A 22,506-nucleotide genomic window follows, 5' to 3' on the forward strand; every position below is an offset into this window, starting at 1 on the left:
GGCGGCAAATATCAATAATCATAATGATATCCATTATCATTTAATGATAAGTGATTAGGTAGTGACGTAGACGTATCTGCAGGGACGCAGGCTCGCTGAGCCCTGCAGCTTTATGTTGTATAAGGATAATTATGAAGTCTAAAAAAGTAGTTGGCCTCTCACTGACCCCACTGGCCATAGTGATTGGCGCACACCTTGCCCATGCCGCCCCTTCTGCGGCCAATACCGAAACCATCATCGTAACTGGCAGTAAAATTCAGACCACGATCGCCGATTCCGCTAGCACCAACTGGGTGATCACCAATGAAGAACTAACCCGTGAAATTCAAGGCGGTGAGTCATTAAAAGGCGCGCTCGGGAAGCTGATCCCAAGCTTTGACTTTGGCAGCACTAACGCGCGTACCAATGCCTCACAGAATTTGCGTGGCCGCAGCGCGCAAATCATGATTGATGGCGTGGCGTTGAATGCCGCTCGCACCATCAGCCGCCAACTGGATAGTATCGACCCCTTTAATGTCGCACGCGTTGAGGTACTATCAGGCGCGACCTCCATTTATGGCGCGGGGGCAACCGGCGGTATTATCAATATCATCACTAAACGTGGTGAAGCGGGCGATGCGCAACTTGAGGTTCACACCGGTGTCACCTCTGGGTTTAACAACAGCGACGACCTGACCAAAAAAGCCGCGATTGCGGTATCCGGCGGCAGTGATAGCTTGCAAGGGCGCTTATCCGTGGCGTATGAAGGCAAAGGTGCGGCCTACGACGGCAATGGCGATCCTATTTTGCCCGATGTCACCCAAACCGATACCCAATTCAATGACAGCATTGATGTGATGGGTAGCTTAGATTACAGCCCTGACGACGAACAGCACCTCTCCCTGACTGCTCAATACTATGACAGTCAACAAGACAGTGATTACGGGATCTGGTTTGAAGATACGACCGATCTAAAAAGTGATGTTGAGCGTCGTAAAGGGCTCAAACTTGATGAGCAACCATTCACTGAACGTTTGATGCTCAACACCCAATATAGCCATACCAATGTGCTAAATCATGCCTTACTCGCGCAAGCCTATTATCGAGAAGAAACCTTCGGCTATTTCCCGTTTCCGCGTAACGGTCTATTTAGCGGCTCAGAGCAAAGCAACGATGTTTACGGCCTAAAAGTCTTACTGGAGAAAAACTGGGATAACCTCACGCTGAACTATGGGTTGGATTACAGCAAGGAAGAGTTCCGCGCCAAGCAATACGTCTATGATTCAACAACCAGTGCAACAAGTCATGGTTTAGAGTTTGAGAAAAAGGGCACGATCGGTCGTTATCCTGACTTTGATACCCAAAATGCCGGTGTGTTTGCTCAAGCAGACTGGGCCGTTAATGATAAGTTAAATGCCTTTGCCGGATTGCGCTACCAGTACACCAAGTACAAAGGCAGTGATTTTATCGGCTTTACCCAGCAAGCCTATATACTCCTCGGTTTATTACCCGATGCGGATGCCATCCCTGGCGGCACCACAGACAAGGACATTTGGCTCGCAAATGCGGGACTCAAATACGACCTGACCGACAACCAACAAGTTTGGGCCAACTTTAGTCAAGGCTTTAATATGCCGGACCCAGGCAAATTCTACGGCAAAGGCAAATATTCAGGCGGCACCCTCACCAATAGCGTGAGTGTTCAAAACACAGAATTGGACGGCGTAAAAACCAACTCCTTTGAGCTAGGCTGGCGAACCCAGCAACAAGACTACAACGCGCAAGTCGCCGCGTACTACTCAATTTCGGACAAGTCGTACAAATACAACAGCGATCTCGATGTCACCTTAGATAGTGACAAACAGCGTATCTATGGCCTCGAAGGGCAAATCAAATACTACCTCACTGACACTTGGTATAGCCGTGCACAGGGCCACTTAGTGCAGAGCGAAATCAAGAATAGTGGCCATTGGGATGAGCTGAGTATCTACAATGCGAGCCCTTCTACCGCGATGGCGGCAGTGGGTTACGATAACTTCGATTGGGGTACAGAGCTCAACCTCCAACACGTTGGCGATCTATCTGATGAAGATGGCGACCGCCTTGAGGGCTATGAGCTTGTCGGCCTCAATGGTTACTACACGTTGCCGGTCGGCCAAATTAATTTCGGCATCCAAAATCTGTTTGATAAAGACTATCAAACGATTTGGAGCCAAAAAGCTCAGAAAGTCTATAGCGGCCTCGCTAGCGCCGACATGTTTGACTACGCCGGTGTGGGGCGCACCTTTAGCTTAAGCTACAGCGCCACGTTTTAATCATATTCCTTTTCGCGCCCAGTCCTCGCTGGGCGCATTTTCTCCTAATTAGTTTCACCCATAGTTGCACCACAACATTGCCTTAGTAAGCCCGTGTCTGTAAGGAGTTGTCATGACACACCCCCTGAGTTTGAATGCGTTTTTCAATGCGTTGTTTGTCGAGCACCCGCACACGCGGGTGATAAAAGGTCGGCCTGACCACGCCAGTTTCCCGTGTGAGCAGGGCGAATTATTATTACCGCTTACCTACACCTCCGCTGCCGGCCGTCATCGTTATCAAGGGGCAATATTGTGGCGCGGTAGCGACGGTGAAACTGCCCCTACTACCTTTGCCGATGCGGTTTACCGTATAGCGCAATCAGTGCCTGAGGTTAGTGGCGAACGTCTCGACCGCTTTGCATCACGTGTTAGCCAGTCTGACGCCTATGTACAGCGAGCAGAAGCACATTGGCAACATACGTTCTCCGACCGCTGGCCACAGCGTTTTATCGAATCGGAGCAGTCTCTGACCGGCGGACATAGCATGCACCCAGCCCCCAAAAGCAATGAACCACTAACGCCTGAACAGCAAGAGGCGTATCTACCCGAATTTGCGCAGTCATTTGCGATTGAATGGTTTGCGGTTGCGCCGGGGCAATGGACAGGTGAAGGGGTTAACCATGATGTACGCGACACCTTGCAGTCGCTGTTTGTAGATAGCGTGGGCTTAACCCATGCGGCCAATTTGCCACGAGGCTGGCTTCCCTTGCCCATGCATCCTTTACAGGCGCAAGCGTGGCGTGACAGTGACGACGCACACACACTCAAAAACAGCGTGATTGATTTAGCCTTGACCAGTAGCGGCTGGCTGGCCACCTCATCGTCACGCGCCATCTATCATCCCGACCATCAGTGGATGTTAAAAGTCTCTCTGCCTGTCAAGCTCACTAACTCGGTACGACTATTAACCGCCACTGAAGCCAAGCGTGGTACCTTACTGAGTAAAATGCTCAACGCAGCCCCCGGAAAAACGCTGCAGCAGCGAACCCCCACCACGACCTTTATCGAGGAGCCGGTCTGGTGCACCATTTTGTCCGAGCAAGGTGAACCTTTATCACTGCCTTTGGTGAGCTTGCGCGACAATATTTTCGCCCACCAAGCCGATCAAGATGTCCACCTGCTCGCCAGTATCAACCAGCCACATGGGCAAGGCAGCCAAATTGGCGCACTGATCGCGCAAGCCGCACGACATCATCAATGGACACAGCACGACGCCGCGCATCATTGGTTAGCCGCCTTCTTGGACCATATTCTGTATCCCTTGTGTTTGGCACGCAGCGATTATGGCATCTTGCTACTGGCCCACCAGCAAAATATCTTGCTGCGTACCGCGCACGGTTTGCCTAGTGCCATGATGTACAGAGACTGCCAAGGTATTTGGGTCACCGACCCGGCCCCGACGCTGTTCCCCGACGCATTCAGTGAAGGGTTACCAAGCTGTTACGTCACAGCCGACAAGGTTGACCCATATCTGAGTTACTATCTGATCGGTAATACGCTAATCAATACACTTTCCGCGATCAGCGAAGCCACCGGTGTCACCGAGAAGCGTTTGTGGCAGGTCTGCCGTCAAGCTTTCGCAACGTGGCGAGCGAGCCATCCTGTGGATAGCCGCCTGTATGACTATCTTCTCGACTCGCCGACCCTGCACTGGAAACGGAACTTTCACACTTTCCTCGCCGATCACAATGAAGCGACACTGGCCGATCCCAGCCAAATTTACACGGATATCGATAACCCATTTTATGGTGATAACGCACTGGGCTCATGGATATTTAAACCGATCAATCTTAATCGCACCGTGGGACTTCGCAGCCACTTGCTCGACGCGTCGTATCACCTCATCGACGTGATGGAGTATGGTCAAGCCAAAGCGACCTTCGTACTGCACCAACCGGACAATGACACCGCGACACTAACCACGCGCTATTGCAATGATGAATCACTCTGGTGGTCGGCCGTTGAACACGCCTTTTATCAGCATCAGTGCCAAGCACTGCATGCCAGTGATTACCCTCACGCTCTGCAATCCGTCGTCTCCCCCGGCACTCCACTGACGCTGTCGCAGTTTAAACAGCACTGCCCGATTTGGCACCAAGCTCAGGCCCCCTCCAATGAGGGATACCAAACCGCAGACAACGGCTTAACCCACCCAACGCGGCCTGAAAAGCCACAAGGTGTGTTCTATCGTCGCTACTTTTATCACCTCAAACGCACCCTGACGCTGCGTCCGGTAGAAACAGAACGTGATCTTGCATGCTTTCACGCATGGCATAACCATCCGGATATTGCCCCGATTTGGGAATTAGAGGGCTCGCTCGACTTTCATCGCCAATATCTACAAAAGGTGCACCATGACGCACATCTTATCCCCGTGATTGGCGAGTTTGATGGACAGCCTTTCGGCTACTTTGAAATTTATTGGGTAGCCGAAGACCGGCTCGGGCCTTACTACGATGTCGATGCTTTCGATCGTGGTATCCATATGCTGGTCGGCAATCCTCACTTTTTGGGACGTCAGTTTTTTAGTACTTGGGCGCAATCGCTCATCCACTACTGCTTTTTAGTCGAATCTCGCACCTTAAATGTGATGGGAGAGCCGAATGCGGCAAATTGGCGTGTGGTACGCATTAGCCGTGGCGTAGGCATGAAAAAACAAAAAGAATTCGATTTCCCGCATAAGCGCGCCGCGCTATTGCAATGTGAGCGTCACGACTTTTTCGCGCAGTACGCGCAATAAGGATGTAGTTATGACAAGGCATTATTCTGTTTTAGGTATCGGGCTTGGCCCCTTTAATCTCAGTGCGGCGGCACTGCTGGCTCCCCACACTCAAACGATTTCAAGTTTGTTTGTTGAGCAAAAGCCACGCTTTGCGTGGCATCCCGGTTTATTGCTCGATGATGCAAAAATGCAAACCTCGTACCTGAAAGACATGGTGACGGCGGTTGATCCAACCAGCCCTTATACGTTTATTAATTATCTGGTTAAAAACAAGAAATTCTATCCTTTTACGGCGCGGGGCGAACAGACGGTCTCGCGGTTAGAGTTTTCAGATTATATGGCTTGGGTGGCTCACCAGCTTCCCAATACCCAATTCGACACACCCGTCGTTAACATTACGCCACACGGCTCAGGCTTCGCCGTGAATACGCCACACGGACAATTGACCTGTGATCATTTGATCCTTGCTACCGGTATCCAGCCGTTTATGCCTGACTGTGCTGAACCATTTATGGGTGAGCAGGTCTTTCACGCCAGCGAACTGGCACTTCGACAACCAGACTTAAGGGGTAAAAAAGTCGCCATTGTTGGTGGTGGCCAAACCGGTGCCGATGTTTTTCAGCACGTCTTTGATGGTGAATTTGGCAAAGTTGCGCATATTGATTGGGTCTCTCGTCGCCCTAACCTCCAAGGATTAGATGAGAACCCATTTACTGATCAGTACTTTATGCCTGATTATGCAGAGCAGTTTCACGGTCTCGACCCCAAAGTCAAACACACTCAACTTGCACAACAAAAGCTGGCCAGTGATGGGATCACCGAGAATTGCTTACAAGGGCTATACCAACGCCTCTATCATGATAAATATGTACGCCGGTCACCGTCATGGTGGCGACTGCTTCCGGGACAAACACTCACGGGTATGCAATCGCACCCATCTGGTTACCAGTTAACCACAACAGCAACGTTGACCGGTGACTCAGCGACAGTCGATGCAGACGTGGTTATCTTGTGTACCGGATTTTCTCGTGCCCTGCCTCAGTGTATCGATACCCTGCGCGATTGTCTCGAACTGGATGACAAAGGTCGGCCTAGTGTGAATGCGCACTACCGAGTAAAGATGCGTGAAGGCTACTCACAGGCATTGTATATGATGAATGTCGGCACGCATTGTCACGGCATTATTGAGCCGCAACTGAGTCTTGCGGCATGGCGAGCCGCCACCATTATCAATGCAATTAATGGTACACCGATGTACGATATTGCCCATCACCACGGCCTGCTTGATTGGACACTGGCGGCATCCTCCCCTGCCACACCTAAAATGCAAAAAGTAGCAGGTTGGTAATGGCCCACGCACACACACAAGCGGCGAGACAAACCGCCAGATGGCAACCGCTCACCTTGACCTTGATTGCTGCCTTGATGGGCATCGGTCAGAATGGACTCTTGGTCTCGCTCCCCCTGCTGCTAGCACAAGGTGGCTTTTCACTGTCAACATGGGCAGTGATTATTGCCGTGGGAAGCGTGTTGTTTCTCCCCGCCGCGCCATTTTGGGGACGAATGAGCGACCAACATGGTCCTAAGTTTGTGGTCCTGCAAGCGCTAACCGGCATGGCGATTAGCTTCGCGTTATTGCTTACTGCAACATTGGGCGCGCAAAGCAGCGCTACCCAATGGCCTTGGTTAGCGCTTGCGTTACTGGCACGGGTGATCTACGGCTTAACGGTCGCAGGGATGGTGCCGGCCAATCAGCATTGGGCCGTGTTACTCGCCGGTGAGGCACGCCGTATGCAAGCAATTACCTCCATCAGTATTGGCTTAAGTCTCGGCCGATTAGCTGGCCCGTTGATTGCCTCGGCAGTGCTAGTGATCAGTCCCTACGCGTCACTGACGCTGATGCTATTACTGCCACTATTAGGCGCAATCGCTATCAGCATGATGCCTCACTGCGCCGGTAAAAAGGACGAACCTCATTCATCCGCCAGTCTATGGCTCGCGCCAAAAGCCATTTGGCCCTACATGGGTTACGGCCTTGCCGTGTGTGCAGCGATTGCCCTGTTGCAATACAATCTCACCCCCATGCTCAATCACCTCACCGAATGGTCCGCCGATAAAGTTAGCCAAGCCATCGGCTATTTGCTGACGTTAAGCGGTATCGCCACTTTAGCCGTACAAGTGTTAGTGGTAAAAAGACAGCGTCTGAGCACCGAGCGTATGCTAAGCCTTGGCGCAATCAGTATGGTGACAGGTTATGCCCTGCTATTAGTGCCACATTTTGCTGTGTTAGTGATGGCAATGGTGGTGATATCAGCTGCCTGTGCACTTCTTATCCCCGCCTATACCAGCCAAGCGATGCAACGGTTCGACCATGAACCGGGGAAAGTCAGTGGTTATATCGCGATGGCGCATACGCTGGGTTATGGGTTCGCCTCCTTGTTAGCAACGCTCACGCTAAATTATCCGCCCCTGCCTACGTTAACTTGCCTGCTGCTTTCTTGCACCGTCGTCATTGGGGTACTGGTAATCAAACCTACGGCTTCGCCTCGTTAACTCACTCATAGAGCAGAGACACTGCCACTGCACACACCTCCTGCCACTTTTCTCGCCCTCGGACGCGAACATCAGCTTATCACCGAGGGCGAACAATGCTTTGAGATTAGAAAGAAGACAAAGGTTCTCAGGTTACAACCTGATTTCATTGAGTTAATCACACGGAGTGGCGTGGCAAGGATAGATGCAGCTAACTACACTGTCTAATAGATCGTCAGCTACTGAGTGAGAGATGCGCAAATGAAAGGAATCTTGTTGTCACTGATACTGGGCATTGCTTTTACCAGCCATGCACACGCGAAAGACATTACCTTTGGTATCGTGCCACAGCAATCTGCGATTACATTGGCCAATAACTGGGGCCCGATTTTAGAATACGTCTCTCAACAATCAGGTTACAACCTTGTCTTTCGCACTGCCAAAGACATTCCCGAATTCGAAGGACGTGTGCTCACCGGTGAATACGATGTCGCTTATATGAATCCTTATCACTACACCGTTTTCCACCAAAAGCCTGGCTACCAAGCATTTGCGAAACAAAAAGATAAACGGATTCACGGTATTTTAGTCGTCAAAAAAGAGGCGTCCATTACCTCCCTTGACGAGCTTGATGGCAAGCGCTTAGCGTTTCCCTCCCCCGCCGCGTTTGCCGCCAGTGTGGTGCCACGTGCCGCGCTGAAGAATCAAGGTATCAGCATTACGCCACAATATGTCTCGTCCCATGACTCGGTGTATTTGAACGTTGCACGAGATTTCTTTATTGCCGGCGGCGGCATTGAGCGCACCTTTAACAATACCAATGCTGAAGTGAGCGAGCAGTTACGCGTGTTATGGAAAACGCCCGGCTATACGCCTCATGCATTCGCGTTTCATCCCGACCTTGACCCTCAAGTAGCCGACGCGATTAAAGCCGCCTTCCTCTCCATGAATGACAGTGAAAAAGGCCGAACGCTGCTGGGTAATATCAGCTTCAAAGGGATAGAATCCGCGCAAGATGAGGATTGGGACGATGTGAGAGCGTTAAACATTACGCTGTTGCAACACTTGCTGAGTGAATAACCCATGTCCTTGCGATTAAAGACCATCTTAGGTGTCGCCCTGATTGAGGCGATCCTGTTGGCGATTCTGCTGACATTAACTCTCAATTATTTAGAAACCACCAACTATCAAGGGCTCAATCAACGCGCGAGTTCCACCACGCAGTTGTTCGCCTCCACGGTAAAAAATGCGGTGTTATCGTTCGATCTCGCCACCGTCGATTCTTTTACTCAAGAGCTACTCCATAACAGCGATATTATGTATGTCGCGGTTTTAGGCGATAACGGGAGAGTCTTATCATCGGCCGGTAACCTTCCTGATTCTTTCAATACAGCCATTCTTGAGATAAATGCCCAGTCCGTCACGGATGGGCTGTATGATGTACGCGCGACCATTTCTGAGTCTGGCATTGAGTTTGGGTCGGTCTGGATTGGCTTTGATCTGACCGGCCTGCTTGGCCAGATACAAGATGCCAAAAACTGGAGCATGCTGATTGTACTGGGCGAGATGCTATTAGTAGCGTTGTTTTCTTACCTATTGGGAAGCTATCTCACCCAGCGCTTATCAGAACTTAAAAATGCTGCCGATACCATCGCCAGTGGCGAGCGAGACGTACACATTTCAACCCACGGGAAGGATGAACTGGCCAGCGTGGCCGCCGCGTTTAGCAATATGATTCAAGCATTACGTGACTCCGAGAACAAAACTGCGACCTACCAAAAACGACTAGAAGAAGCCAACCAGACACTGGAAAGTAAAGTGGCGCGACGCACGGCCGACTTAGTGCGGTCCAATGATCAACTCCGTGAGATAAATCATCAACTCAAGAAAACGCAGGAAAAGCTAGTCGAAAGCGAGAAAATGGCCTCTATTGGGACCATGGCGGCAGGGGTTGCCCATGAAATCAATAACCCCATCGGCGCAGTGAAAAGTAACCTAAAAATGTGTCAAGAATATCTCGACACCTACCAAAAGTGGACAGACATTGCCGAGCGCGTCATTCACCAATCAGAGCCGCTCGAAACCCTCACGCACTGGAAAAAGCGTCACTATGCCGATGACCTTTATGATGATTTTAGTGATAGCCTTGTCGATGCCAACGACTGTGTGCAACGCGTGATCAATATTGTTTCCGCCTTACAGCAGTACTCCAGCTACAGCCAACAAACACGACAACACTTTCAAAGCATTGAGATCTTTACGGTGATTGATGAGGCGCTGAATACTCTCTCACCACCGACGAGCCTCAAGATATCGATCGCCGCTAACGTATATCAACTGCCTCCAGTCATGGGACGCTATGAGGAGCTGGTGATGCTGTTTAAAGAAGTGCTCAAAAATGCGTTGCAAGCCTGTGAGCGGGGCAATCCAGACGTTGCACACCGTATTGATGTGGAGGGGGAAAACAAGGGTGACTCGTGCACCATCACCGTGAAAGACTCTGGACCAGGATTACCGCGTGATCAGGCTCATCGTGTCTACGACCCCTTCTTTACCACCTTGCCGGTTGGACAAGGTATGGGGCTCGGGTTGACGTATGTTTATGATATTGTTCGTCATCACCAAGGAGAAATACAACTCACCTCATCAACTCACGGCACTATAGTCGCTATCACCCTCCTCCATCAGAGGGATCACGCTGTTGCGAATCACGCCTCATAACGACCGTCCGATTTAGGAAGGTGTTTTAAAATTCGCTAAAAATTCGAAAATATTATCTAGACTCAACGGTGCGCCAATGCCATAACCTTGCACACGCGTACACCCTTTTTCTCTCAAAAAGTCGATTTGGTTTTGATTCTCGACCCACTCAGCCACCACCTCGACGTTCATCAGCCGCGCACTCTGACCCACTGAAGTCAGGATCACTTCATCCATCTCACTGTGACCAATATTACGAACAAAGCGGCCATCTATTTTTATCACATCAAAAGGGAGGTCGAACATGGACTCAAACCCCGCAAAACCAGTCCCAAAGTCATCTAACGCACAGGAGATCCCAAGGGATTTCAAACATTCCATTTGCTGGCGCGTTAATGAAAAGTCATCAATCCGATCAGTTTCTACCAACTCGACTTCAAGATATGCAATCTCATCGGGGTAGTACGGCGAAAGGTGCTGAATAACATCAACCACAAACCCAGTCTCTAATTGTTTTGCAGTGACATTAACACTCACCGTTTTCGCGTAACCCGCCTGACGTAGTCGCCCAATCGCTTCCAGCGCTTGCTCAAACATCGAGGTGGTTAGCACATCTTCAAGTCGATATTGACTCAATAACGGCAAAAACTCCGCAGGGCTTTGGTAGTGTCCCGATGCGAGTCGACGCCTCACTAGCGCTTCAAAACCATCAATTTCATTGGTTACAATATTTAACTGAGGTTGAAAGAACGCCTCGAAGTGCTTGGCCTCAATATCGCGAATCAAGCTAACCAAACTGGCATCGTCTTGATGATCCTCAGGGCAAGGTAGCCAATAGAGCGCATCGTAGAGCGGTACTTTGTCGGCTTTACGCGCCTGAATGACCTCGAAAGACAATTCCTGCCAAGAGCGAAGCGCACTGAGCATTAATTGCATTGAAAGGTCTTTTTCCTCTTTTGCAGCATGCAAATGTTCAATCAGTTCGCTTAATAACCGGTGGCCTTCTGATGAATACTCAAACAGAGCAATAAATTTGTCGGCGATCCGATACCATTCGAATACCTCCAACTCATGCACGTGTTCACTCACCCTTTGCAGACGTTGATTCCCCAGCATCACCGACCCGGTGTCATTAAGACTGCTCGTGCCTTGGTTATCAATGATCGCCACAAGCCACGGTGTTTTTGCGTCTACCGCCATACCTTGAATTTTCTGGTTGAGCGCCTCTTTTGATAAGCAAGTAGTCAGGGTGTCGTTGGGCAAAGACGCGTGTTTATGGGTCAAAATGGTTTTCACCGTGTCGCACAACACATCGCGGTCCCATGGTTTGCTCACATACTGGCTCAACGCACCAGCATTAATCGCTCGAGACACCCCCGGTAGATCGGCTTGGCCGGACAACATAATGGTGGCGATATCGGGATAACGCTGATGGATGTTAATCAGTAACTCTGCGCCATCCATATTCGGCATGCGGTAATCGGAAATCACAAGGCCAATGTGATGTTTGGATAAAATATCGAGTGCCTGCTGGCCCGACTCTGCGGTATGAATATGCGCCACAAAACGACGTAACTCTCGCTTTAACGCACGCAAAATATGTGGCTCATCATCAACCAATAGAATTTCCGTGTACGCCATCATGCGCTTTAGTCTCCTCTTATACCTTCTGCATCAGACGGGGCAATTTCGTCGGCGCAGCCATCGGAACAAGGCAGCACGATAGTAAACGTGGTCCCTTTTCCCAGCTCACTTTTAACCGTAATCTGGCCACCATGAGCAGCGATAATATCGCGTGACACCGACAACCCAAGCCCCGTTCCCTGCCCCACAGGCTTGGTGGTATAAAACGGTTCGAAAATCGTCGTCAGCGCCTCATCAGGGATCCCCTGCCCGTTATCTTTAATTTTTATCATTAAGTGCTCATCATCAAGAGGCGCAACAAGGATGTTTATTTTTCCCTCGCCCTCAATCGCTTGAGCGGCATTAATCAACAGATTGAGAAAAACCTGATTCAATTGCATAGGCTGACAAATAATGTCGGGCGTCTGTGGCGAATAGTTTCTCTCGATCTCAATGGCATACTTAATTTCGTTGTGGATAATCTTCAGTGTCGAGTCGATACCGCGACGAACATCGGTTGACACCCATTCGCCATTATCAGCACGGGAAAACTCTTTGAGATCTTTGACAATCGTCATCACTCTCGAGATACCCTCTAACGACTCTTCAATGAGATCGCTGGCATCTTCGAGTAAATAATCTAACTGAATCTTATCTTTTAGCGCCTGCCTATCAGCGCTCAACACCTTGTTCGCCGTCGCATCAATCTTTTCATCCAACTGATGGACATAAGCGGAATATTTCTCTAAGTAGTCATACAAGGTGCGGATGTTAGACGAGATAAAAGCGATAGGGTTATTGATTTCATGGGCAACCCCCGCCGATATTTGCCCAATCGACGCCATTTTCTCAGACTGAAGCAATTGGCTTTGCAGCTGCTTAAGCTCTGAAACCACTTCTTGATAGGCATCCGAGCTTCGTTTGAGTCGCTGACTATCCGACATGGTGGTGACTGAGTCTTGCTTCGGGGCCGCCAACATTGTGGGTCGGTAAAAACAAATCGCAACCTGTGTTACCACACCACACGCTGACGGGATGGGAAGAAACTCAATGTCTTGCCACTTATGTGCGGCGTCGCTCCCCACTTCCAAAGATGTATCAACGATGACAGAGCCGGAGGAAAGTAATGGCGTTCGCGTCAAGAAAACCGAATCGATGTTTTGCTGTAAAAATTGACGATGGACTGGAAAGCATGCCAATAGTGAGCGTCCGACTACTGTACTTTGGTTTGCTGGTAAGCGATCAAGGAAGCTCGCGTTTGCACTCTCAATGGTGTACTCATGATCGACGATACATATCGCTATTGATAGTTGATTGAACAATGCTAGTGACATGTCGCTATTCTTCACGTTTTCCCCCCCTATTCAGTCGACAGGGAAAACCTATAGTAACGTCGAATACCAACCAGTACACTCAGATCGTCTCCTGATACGATTGAGTAAAAAACGCGCCAATATTCGCCGACCAAGACTGTAAAAGTTTCGCTTTCTCGATATCGTTCGCCCGAATCCACTGACGGCAGTAATGTAGGAGTGCACCATCACTGGCCTGCTCACTGTCAGATAGCAAAGACGCCTCACCGCTAGCTAAAACAATTTCTGCCAATTCATAATCATAGCCCCACAAAATAATGATATAGCTGGAGACCACGAGCGCGGTATCAAAGCGAGATGGCAAATCACAGATGGGGTTTTTGCCACTGTCACGACAACCGAGCTCTCGTGCCATTAGCTCGCCCAGCGACGACAAGACAGAAGCAAGGTATAAGCGCTCAGCATGTGCTTTGTCATGCCCTAAAAAAGCACCCAGTGATTTGCTTAAATTAGCCAGTTCGATATGTTCATCGACCACCGCATAGTGCTCTTTGGTCGACAAGTGCTGAAACGCATTGTACCCAACCATAGTGGCCGCAATGGATTCCACTGATTGAATACCCAATCGATTGATCGCCGTTTCTATGGACCAAGTTCGGTTGCGAAAGCCCAGATAGGCCGAGTTAGCCAGCTGCAAAAGTCGAGCAACCAGCGGCGGCTCTTCACTCACCACCCGCGCAATTTGTTCCATGTCAGAGTTTGGATTATTAATCGTGGCACGCAGTCGGCGGACACAATCAGGCAGAACGGGAAAATCCTCGATACCGATGAGACGATTACGCGTTTCACTATCAATCGGTAATTTGTAGAGACGCTCAACACTATTAAGCACATTGGCAAAGTCGTCTTCAGAAAACGGCTTGGGCAAGACAAAATGCACGCTGGGGGTTGCCAGCTCAGTGATCTTTTGCCGTGTATCTCCGGTGATCAGTGCTCGCACCGTCCCCGGATAGTGCTGACGAACCTGTTCTAGAAGTGCATCGCCCTTCAGTTCTGGCATCAGTAAGTCACTGATAACTAAAGATAGCGATTGATTCTTTAATACCCCTTTCTCCCACTGGATAGGATTTTTTACCAGACTAATCGTCCAGTCAGGTTTCAAGCGACGAATAACTCGACCAATTGCCTTCAATGTGAGTTCGTCATCATCAACATAAATGATGTGGAAACGCGGCTTATCCATGTTTTCCTCGCATTTATCCTCAAACTGCTTATCGTGACAGTCAGGCGGCAAATGGACGCATCACCAACGCAGCAATTCTGCTCCTCGGAAGACTATCCAAGGCCGGGAGTGCTATCGAATCCTCCCTTAAGCGTAGCGCATAATGCCAAATTTTCTTGGTACACAAAGAGAAATCAATCGTCTATTAATGGAAGGGAGGATAAGGAGCAAGGTGATGGGGGCTCAATATGATTGAGCCCTATATGGCAGTGAATTACCGAGAGTCTATTTACTCAAATTCAAACTGTACCATCACCGGATAATGGTCGGAGAGCTCATTGTAATAACCATCATGGTAGGTTTGTCCGGCTTCTTCTGGCCACTCACCCTCAAGGTAATCCCAGTACCATTGATCCTTTGCGGTTAATTGCACCACCTTCATCTCAGGTTCATTAGCTGGCATGGCATGATCGCGACTCCACAAAATATAATCTAACGTGGTGTTGTAGTTAAGATCATAGTCAAAGTAATAAGCGTTCGCTTTCGTAAACCAATTGTGTTTGGCAGAAAAAGACGTTACTTCCGGTTCGGTGAAGCGCAGGGCACCATTTAAGGTCGCTTTCATGTCTTTAATTTCATCTTGGCGACTCCACTCCACATTCATGTCACCACCAATGATCACAGGCTCGTCAGCGGAAATCGCTGCTTGGTCGATAAAGTGTTTGATTTCCCCTAGCTGACCCAGACGCACTTTATGCTCTTCGTCGGACATCCCATCATGCGTGGCTTGTAAATGGGTGCCGATCAGGTGAAAAATCTCACCATTTTTATCAATCTTGGCATACGCAAAACCTTTGTTAGCTTGATAGTCCCAGCTGCCCTTTAAACTGTGATGATAAATATGGGCCTTTTGGGTCAAAATGGGGTATTTAGACAAGATTGTCACGCCACCACGTACGACAAATACTGAGTTGGAACAATCCCCGGTGAGAGCGTCCCAGCCTTCGCCACTGCAGTCTTGCCCAACGTTGGGCGTTTGATAAGGGTATACACTTGCAAGCTGATTCATCGCTTGCTCGGCCTCAGCATTGAAGGCTTCACTGATCAGAATCACATCTGGTTGAGTGTCCATATCAGCGATGGCTTGCGGCAAACGGGCCGCACGCTCTGCTTGATCCCAATCTTGAAGGTTACTCAGCTGCATAATGTTGTACGCCATGACATTGAGCTGGCCCGCTTGAGCGCTAAGGCTTAGCAGCAACGCCGCTGCCGCTGAGAGCATTTTTTTTATTTTCATGTTTCCTCTTTTCGTTTTGCTTTCTAATTATTACGGAACAAGATTCCGATAAAACATTAGAAGCCTAACGAATAGAGGTTAGACCACTCTAAAAATCCGTATGATTTTTTGATAGTTTTGTAACTAAGATCACAATTGCGACTCCCTTCTCAGTTTTTTTAGGGTTATGACTTAGTAAGAAGTTGAGTCTCGCTGGTAAAGGTATGTTTTTTAAGCATTGTTGCGAGATCGTCTTTACGAACCGGCTTAGCAATATAGTCATCCATGCCCGCTTCTAGGCACGCATCTTTATCCTCTGCAGTCGCATTGGCTGTCAGGGCCACAATAGGGGTTCGATTAAAGCGTGTTTCCTGCTCACGGATACGTCTCGAGGCTTGGTAACCATCCATAACGGGCATTTGACAATCCATAAAGATCAAATCAAACGGCTGCTTTTGCCAATAGTCCAAAGCCTGTTGGCCATTTTCTGCCACGGTGACGCGCACACCCAGCTTGGTGAGCATTGCCTCAGTCACCCGCTGATTCACTTTGGTATCTTCGACTACCAAAACGTGCAACCCGGCTAACGACGAACTTTGTCCTGTGGACCGTACGACGCCCAATGTTGGTTGACGCTGCTGCAGAATACGCACAAGGTGGCTCTTCAAATCATTGAACTGATAAGGACGCCCTAGGTAGCCTTCAATACCAGCACGTTCAATGCGCGGTTTGTCGAGGCCATCGGGCGCAGCGGTTAACATCATGATGGCTGGACTTTCCTTTCCAAACTGCGCCCTGATCTTGGTCGCCAGTGAAAAACCATCCGTTTTGGGCATCAACTTATCTAAAATCACCACTTTGAATGGATACTGACTACTGATGCGCTCTTCAATCAGCGACATCGCATCGTCTGGATGCATACAGCAAGTGACTTGACAACCCAAGTTACTGAGCTGTGCCGTAGTTATGCGCATATTTAAACGGCTATCGTCTACCAGCAGCATAGGCGCTCCGGCAAATAAATAGGCCTCTACCGGCGTGGCGAGGGGGACGTTGCTTTTGCTAAATCGAACGGTGAAAAAGAAACGGCTACCTTTGCCCGGCTCACTCTCCAATCGCAGTGTCCCACCCATCAGATGCACAATTTGCTGAGATATCGCGAGACCGAGTCCCGTTCCTTGGCTCTGTGCCGTTGGGTCATCGCCTTGCTCAAATTTATTAAAGATGCGACTTTGCTGCTCAAACGGCACGCCTGGCCCGGTGTCTTTGACTTCAAAGCGTAAAACACAGCTATCATCGCTCTCGCTGACACTCGACACCACCACCTCTACCTCACCGCTCTCGGTGAATTTCACCGCGTTACCGACAAGGTTAATCATCACTTGTCGAAGCCGAGGTGCGTCGCCGATCAGCAAAGGAGATATATCCTTGTCGATATAACAGTGAAACTGCAGACCTTTCTCTTTGACACGTAACGTGAACAAATTTTCTAAGTCTTTTCCCAATTCAAAAATATTGAGCTCTAAAGGTTCTAACTCTAACTTTCCAGCTTCAATTTTAGAGAAATCGAGGATGTCATTAATAATATCAAGCAATGAGATTGAGGAAGTCTCAAGCATCTCAATGAATTCTTGTTGCTCGTCATTGAGATCCGTGCCTTTTAGCAGTGAGGCCATACCAATAATGCCGTTCATGGGTGTGCGGATCTCATGGCTCATGTTAGCCAAGAACTCACTCTTTTTCTGACTCGCCTGCTCCGCATACCGACGATCATCATCCATGCAACTCAATCGCTCTCGACAACGCGCAATCATGGCGTTGTAACGCGTCTCTAAATCACTCCACGCGTGTCGATTCTTGGGCGTGGTGAGAAAAGTCGGTTTATTGTCAGCATCCCAAACATTAATTTGGTGGCGCATTTTCGCTAGTGGCGTGGTAAGTTCTCGGCTAATGATCCAAAGCGATATGGCAATACCGGATGCGCATAGGCACAGCCATGCTGCCACTGTCCACATTAGATGTTCACTCATACTCGCTTTTGTTGCCGTATAGTTTGAGGCAATGTTCAAATCCCCCAGCATGTACTCGTTGCCCGCGTCGCGATAAACCAAAGGCCATGAATACTCGAGAGCTTGGTCTGAAGGGGCAACACCAAGCTCTACTCGGGTCCCGTCGCTATCAAAAACGCGCAAATAATCGATGTGAGGTTGCGCAATCAAGCGCTCAACTTGCAGCTCAAAGGCAGTGCTCTCCTCCCACCATAGGTGAGAAGCCATCACACTCAAGTCTTTTTCTCCAATCATCAACAAAGCACGCTTCACATCCGCTTTATGCTCTTGATAGTCGACATACAGTAACAGCGCAGCAACCATCGCGGTTAACAGTGCCCAACACAGGGTTAGTTTGGTGATCAGCGCAACCGATAAAGAGCTACGAGCAACGGCGGTATCTGCCTTCATAGTCACCTAGTCCGTTTAAATCTCCATTAAAATTAAGCATAGAGGCATTTTCCGCTTTCAGCGAAAATTGTCATGATAAGTAGACAAAAAAGGCGCTCTCAAAGAGCGCCTACAAGACGATAGATTAAAATCAACTGTCTGGTTAATCCAACACGCCACGACGCATTTGATCTAGCTCAATAGATTCGAACAAGGCTTTAAAGTTACCCTCACCAAAGCCTTGATTACCCTTGCGCTGGATGATTTCAAAGAACACAGGACCAATGACCGTGTTGGTGAAAATCTGCAGCAAGATACCACTATCCACATCGCCATCAATCAATACTCGCGTATCACGGAGCTCGTCGATGCTTTCTTCGTGACCTTTAACACGTTCATTAATCTTTTCATAGTAGGTATCTGGCGTGTCCATAAATGCCATACCTCGTTGACGCAACGTACGGACTGTCTCGTAAATATTGTCTGTCGACAGTGCGATATGTTGAATGCCTTCACCGTTATACTCTTTTAAGTATTCCGCAATTTGCGATTTATCATCGCTTGATTCGTTGATGGGAATACGGATTTTTCCACATGGTGCGGTGAGAGCTCGTGATTTCAATCCTGTCTTTTTCCCTTCAATATCGAAGAAGCGGATTTCTTTAAAGTTCGCGATACGGTCATAAAAGTCGGCCCAGACATCCATATTGCCGATGTCAACATTATGGGTTAGGTGATCAATCACTTTTAAGCCAGCGTCAGCCTCTTTGAGACGTGATTGCCAGTCGTTGTAAAAATCAAAATCGACTTCATAGATGCTTTGATCGCCATAGCGATCAACAAAGTAAAGCAGCGAGTCACCAATGCCATAGACCGCTGGAATGCTTAACTCCATCGGACCAATGCTTGGTTCAACCACCTTGGCGCCTTGCTTTGCAGCATAGGCAATCGCATGCACGGCATCTTGGACACGAAATGCCATCGCATTGACACTCGCACCGTGCTTTTTGGCAAAGCTCTGTGCTTGTGACTCGGGCTCACCATTGACAATAAAGTTGGTGTCGCCTTGACGATACAACCAAACCTGCTTGTGCTTGTGTTTGGCGATTTCCGCAAAACCCATCAATGAAAACAGATTCTTCAGTGCATCAATGCCCGCTTGATCCGGCGCCGTGTACTCAACAAACTCAAATCCGTCCGTGCCCAGTGGGTTAATGGTTTTGACGGGCGCTTGCATAGTGGTCGTCATAATTGCTTCCTCCTTGTTCATGCCAATAGGAATAGCACCGTCAAAGAGGAAGCACTAGCATGACACCACCGACAAAAGGTTACTTAAATGTTAACCAAAGTTGTCATCTTTTATGAACAGTCATGTGCCAATGCGATAATTAGCGGTTTATCTGGGTGATACACTCTCTTTAAAGTGTAAAGAAACCCACCCACGCAAACATTTCATTTACATTTATGCAAACTAAAACGCAAACACCGCTGTCCTAAAAAGCAAAAAGGCCGCTCATGTAGCGGCCTTTGACAGCAGAAAAGAGATGAAGAGTGTCACACTTTCAAACTGTAGCTTGTTTGTTGCGCATTCGGCGTGATCGTCTTTTCAACTTGCTCCATTAGCGCTTGCTGACGCTGGTTGTAAGCGTCCATTTTTGACTTTTGTGCTTCTTGCTCAGCAACGCGATCGATCAGCGACTGATAATCACGTTTTTCTTCGCGTTGCTCGCCGGATGCTGCGGCTTCTTTTTGTTCTTCACGCTCTTTGCGGATCAGTTCAGCACGCTCTTGCACGCTCATTGAGTTATTGAGACCGCCATTGACCTGATCGTCCTGACGATCGCGCTGACGCTGCATATATTGCTGCGCCAAAGGTTGCGAATTGATTGACGTCGGCATAGGTCCTCTCTCAAACAAGGTGACATCTTGATTAAATTTTAGCCTATCCGCCCACAAATTGATATGCCAATTTATCATAGACAGAGTAGTGCATGGCCTAGTTGTTGCAGGCTTATCGAATGTAAGCAGGGCCTTAGGCAATACAGACGCCCAAGAAATTACTGATCGATACCTCACCGTTTTGCGTTGTAGCTATAGAAGACGTGGGGTGTCACCCAAAAAGGAGCACACAGATGCTAGCAGGAAAACATTGTGTCATTACCGGCGCTGCCCAAGGAATTGGGCGCGCGATTGTTGAAACTTTCATTGCACAAGGTGCGGAGAAAATCTACGCCATCGATCTCAACATGGATGCAATGACCGATTGGCAAGACCATGCGATTACTCAGCCCATCGCGCTCAATGTGTGTGATCGTGACGCTGTTTCCAGTTGGGTGCAAACATTGCACCAACAAAATGCGCCTGTCGATGTGTTGGTGAACAACGCTGGGATTACCCGCGATAACCTACTCACCAAAATGACAGAAGGTGATTGGGATGCCGTCATTGATGTCAATCTTAAAGGGGTATTCTCCATCACCCAAGCCATTGCTCCGCTGATGCTAGAGCAAGGAAAAGGCGCGATTGTGACGCTATCATCTGTGGTGGGGACGGACGGCAACATCGGCCAAACCAATTATGCGGCCTCCAAAGGGGGTGTGATCGCCATGACTAAAACATGGTCCAAAGAGCTCGCCCGCCACGGTGCAAAAATACGCGCCAACTGTGTCGCGCCTGGTTTTATCGAGACACCAATGACAGCCAACCTGCCCGAGAAGGTGATTGATATGATGAAAGCCAAGACACCATTGGGCCGAATGGGAACGGCGCAAGATATTGCTGATGCTATCTGCTTTTTAGCCAGCGATAAGGCAAGCTTTATTACCGGTCAAACACTTAAAGTCGATGGCGGATTAGTCATATAATGGTGGCAACGCCAATCATTTAGAGGTATGCATGACGCCAACACTTTTCATTACGGGCGCAAACCGGGGAATAGGACTCGCGTTAACAGAGTTGTACCTAGAGCACGGCTGGCAAGTGATTGCTTGCTGCCGTTTTCCCGGCTCTGCCCCTCATTTAATGACACTTAAAAATCGCTACACCGCGCTCTCAACCCATGCACTCGACGTGACAGACCACACCGCCGTACAGCAGCTCGCATCAGAGCTGAGCGACGTCCCCATCCATTTGTTGATCAACAATGCTGGGCTCTATGGTCCCAAAGGCTACGCATTCGGTGAAGTCGACACGGCCGCATGGCGCGATGTTTTAGAAGTGAACACCATAGCACCACTCGTCATCGCCGAGCATTTTACGCCACATCTCACAAAGGCTCGTCACAGTGGTCACACGCCCATTTTTGCTTTTCTTTCCTCCAAAGTAGGTAGCATGAGCGACAATCAATCGGGGGGCGGTTACATCTACCGGAGTTCAAAAGCAGCGCTGAATGCAGTGATCAAAAGTCTTTCCATCGATCTTCGCGACCAAGGTATCCGTGCGGTTGCGTTGCACCCTGGCTGGGTACAAACACAGATGGGCGGACCCAATGCGCTGATTAACGCTCAAGAGTCCGCTCAGGGATTGAAGCAGGTGCTGGATACCCTGACCGATAGCCAAAACGGCAGTTTTATCGATTATCAAGGCAAAGAGATTGGCTGGTAAGGCTTTAGGCGGCGCCAAAGCCGCCTTAGACAATCCCATTAAATCGGGAAGAAAGTCATCGATGCCATGCTATGCACGACTTGATTGATATGGCGATTGGTACTGTCGGCGACCATGACCGCCATCATGTCCTGAATGAGGATCATCTGACTAAACAAGCGCTCATAGCTGTAATTGGGCACACCATTTTTACCCACACCGTTACTCAGTAAAAGCTGCTCGCCATTATCATCTTTCTCGTTGTTCAATAACCAAGCCACTTTTTCGAGATTGCGTGCACAGTTGTAAAGCTTTTGCTGATCAATATCGTCAAGTAAGAAAAATTCCAGCTGATGATTGTAACTCGCACTGATCATGCCAGTAACACCCGCCATCAACGCAAATACTCGATCGCCTCTAAACTCGCTAGAGAACGCCAGTGGTAACAGCGCAATCCCATCCATGCCTCCCAGTTCACGAAAGCCGTTTTCGGGACGTTTCTCAGCCATGAGCTGAGCAACACGCTTTTCGATCGTCATTCCCGGTACTTTTCTAAGCTCTCGCGGATTACGCTTGTAGAGTTTTACGATCAATTGCTCTGTCAGATCGCGAATTTCCGCTATATGGATATCCGTGATCAGATCCATGTCCGACTTGGCGAGATTCTTAATATCGAAGGGCCTGCCCAGTTTTTGCGCACACCCTGTGAGGCTGAGCACCACTAAGCCCATCCATACCCAGCGCATCATAAAAAACATCCTTGCG

16 protein-coding genes are annotated in these 22,506 nt (G+C 49.0%); 8 read left to right on the plus strand and 8 right to left on the minus strand.

All coding sequences use genetic code 11. From position 1 onward, the window contains the following. Positions 1–131: 131 nt before the first annotated feature. From BZG82_RS07210 to BZG82_RS07235, 6 genes are all read left to right on the plus strand, one after another. On the plus strand, positions 132–2,294 hold the full coding sequence (locus BZG82_RS07210; protein WP_077765489.1) for a TonB-dependent receptor: 2,163 nt from the start codon (positions 132–134) through the stop codon (positions 2,292–2,294). 112 nt (positions 2,295–2,406) lie between these two features. After that, the gene (locus BZG82_RS07215) at positions 2,407–5,073 is read left to right on the plus strand and encodes a GNAT family N-acetyltransferase (RefSeq protein ID WP_077765490.1); all 2,667 of its coding nucleotides are present in this window, start codon (positions 2,407–2,409) and stop codon (positions 5,071–5,073) included. A 10-nt stretch (positions 5,074–5,083) separates the two neighbouring features. Next, complete coding sequence (locus tag BZG82_RS07220) at positions 5,084–6,403, plus strand: lysine N(6)-hydroxylase/L-ornithine N(5)-oxygenase family protein (protein ID WP_077765491.1); 1,320 nt, start codon at positions 5,084–5,086, stop codon at positions 6,401–6,403. Then, positions 6,403–7,608 (plus strand): MFS transporter, encoded by a 1,206-nt coding sequence (locus tag BZG82_RS07225; RefSeq protein ID WP_077765492.1) that lies wholly within the window; start codon positions 6,403–6,405, stop codon positions 7,606–7,608. Before BZG82_RS07220 ends, BZG82_RS07225 begins: the two co-directional genes overlap by 1 nt. A gap of 240 nt (positions 7,609–7,848) precedes the next feature. After that, positions 7,849–8,667 (plus strand): phosphate/phosphite/phosphonate ABC transporter substrate-binding protein, encoded by an 819-nt coding sequence (locus tag BZG82_RS07230; protein WP_077662659.1) that lies wholly within the window; start codon positions 7,849–7,851, stop codon positions 8,665–8,667. Positions 8,668–8,670: 3 nt separating this feature from the next. Then, positions 8,671–10,308, plus strand: coding sequence for a HAMP domain-containing sensor histidine kinase (locus BZG82_RS07235; protein WP_077765493.1), 1,638 nt, complete (start codon positions 8,671–8,673; stop codon positions 10,306–10,308). A gap of 12 nt (positions 10,309–10,320) precedes the next feature. On the opposite strand, the gene BZG82_RS07240 is transcribed toward BZG82_RS07235, so the two are convergent. The 7 genes from BZG82_RS07240 to BZG82_RS07270 all read right to left on the minus strand — a co-directional run bounded on the left by BZG82_RS07240 (position 10,321) and on the right by BZG82_RS07270 (position 20,058). Continuing rightward, on the minus strand, positions 10,321–11,931 hold the full coding sequence (locus BZG82_RS07240) for an EAL domain-containing response regulator (RefSeq protein WP_077765494.1): 1,611 nt from the start codon (positions 11,929–11,931) through the stop codon (positions 10,321–10,323). Positions 11,932–11,936: 5 nt separating this feature from the next. Continuing rightward, positions 11,937–13,244 (minus strand): ATP-binding protein, encoded by a 1,308-nt coding sequence (locus BZG82_RS07245; protein ID WP_077765495.1) that lies wholly within the window; start codon positions 13,242–13,244, stop codon positions 11,937–11,939. A gap of 79 nt (positions 13,245–13,323) precedes the next feature. After that, a complete protein-coding gene (locus BZG82_RS07250; protein ID WP_077662663.1) occupies positions 13,324–14,466 on the minus strand; it encodes an HDOD domain-containing protein in 1,143 nt (380 codons plus the stop codon). Between the two features lie 268 nt (positions 14,467–14,734). Then, positions 14,735–15,742, minus strand: a complete 1,008-nt coding sequence (locus BZG82_RS07255; RefSeq protein ID WP_077765496.1) for a sphingomyelin phosphodiesterase — start codon at positions 15,740–15,742, stop codon at positions 14,735–14,737. Between the two features lie 164 nt (positions 15,743–15,906). Beyond that, complete coding sequence (locus BZG82_RS07260) at positions 15,907–18,180, minus strand: response regulator (RefSeq protein WP_077765497.1); 2,274 nt, start codon at positions 18,178–18,180, stop codon at positions 15,907–15,909. A gap of 142 nt (positions 18,181–18,322) precedes the next feature. Next, positions 18,323–19,408 carry a 4-hydroxyphenylpyruvate dioxygenase gene (hppD, locus tag BZG82_RS07265; RefSeq protein ID WP_077481002.1) on the minus strand — a complete coding sequence of 362 codons (1,086 nt, stop codon included), beginning with the start codon at positions 19,406–19,408 and terminating at the stop codon, positions 18,323–18,325. A gap of 305 nt (positions 19,409–19,713) precedes the next feature. Next, positions 19,714–20,058 carry a hypothetical protein gene (locus BZG82_RS07270; RefSeq protein ID WP_069586709.1) on the minus strand — a complete coding sequence of 115 codons (345 nt, stop codon included), beginning with the start codon at positions 20,056–20,058 and terminating at the stop codon, positions 19,714–19,716. A gap of 233 nt (positions 20,059–20,291) precedes the next feature. On the opposite strand from BZG82_RS07270, the gene fabG reads away from it, so the two are divergent. After that, on the plus strand, positions 20,292–21,023 hold the full coding sequence (gene fabG / locus BZG82_RS07275) for a 3-oxoacyl-ACP reductase FabG (RefSeq protein ID WP_077662666.1): 732 nt from the start codon (positions 20,292–20,294) through the stop codon (positions 21,021–21,023). A gap of 31 nt (positions 21,024–21,054) precedes the next feature. After that, complete coding sequence (locus BZG82_RS07280) at positions 21,055–21,762, plus strand: SDR family oxidoreductase (RefSeq protein ID WP_077481006.1); 708 nt, start codon at positions 21,055–21,057, stop codon at positions 21,760–21,762. 38 nt (positions 21,763–21,800) lie between these two features. Here BZG82_RS07280 and BZG82_RS07285 read toward each other — a convergent pair whose 3' ends face one another. After that, complete coding sequence (locus BZG82_RS07285) at positions 21,801–22,490, minus strand: hypothetical protein (protein WP_077481008.1); 690 nt, start codon at positions 22,488–22,490, stop codon at positions 21,801–21,803. Positions 22,491–22,506 lie beyond the last annotated feature (16 nt).

This window comes from Salinivibrio sp. PR5 (assembly GCF_001996085.1).
GTDB lineage: Bacteria > Pseudomonadota > Gammaproteobacteria > Enterobacterales > Vibrionaceae > Salinivibrio > Salinivibrio proteolyticus.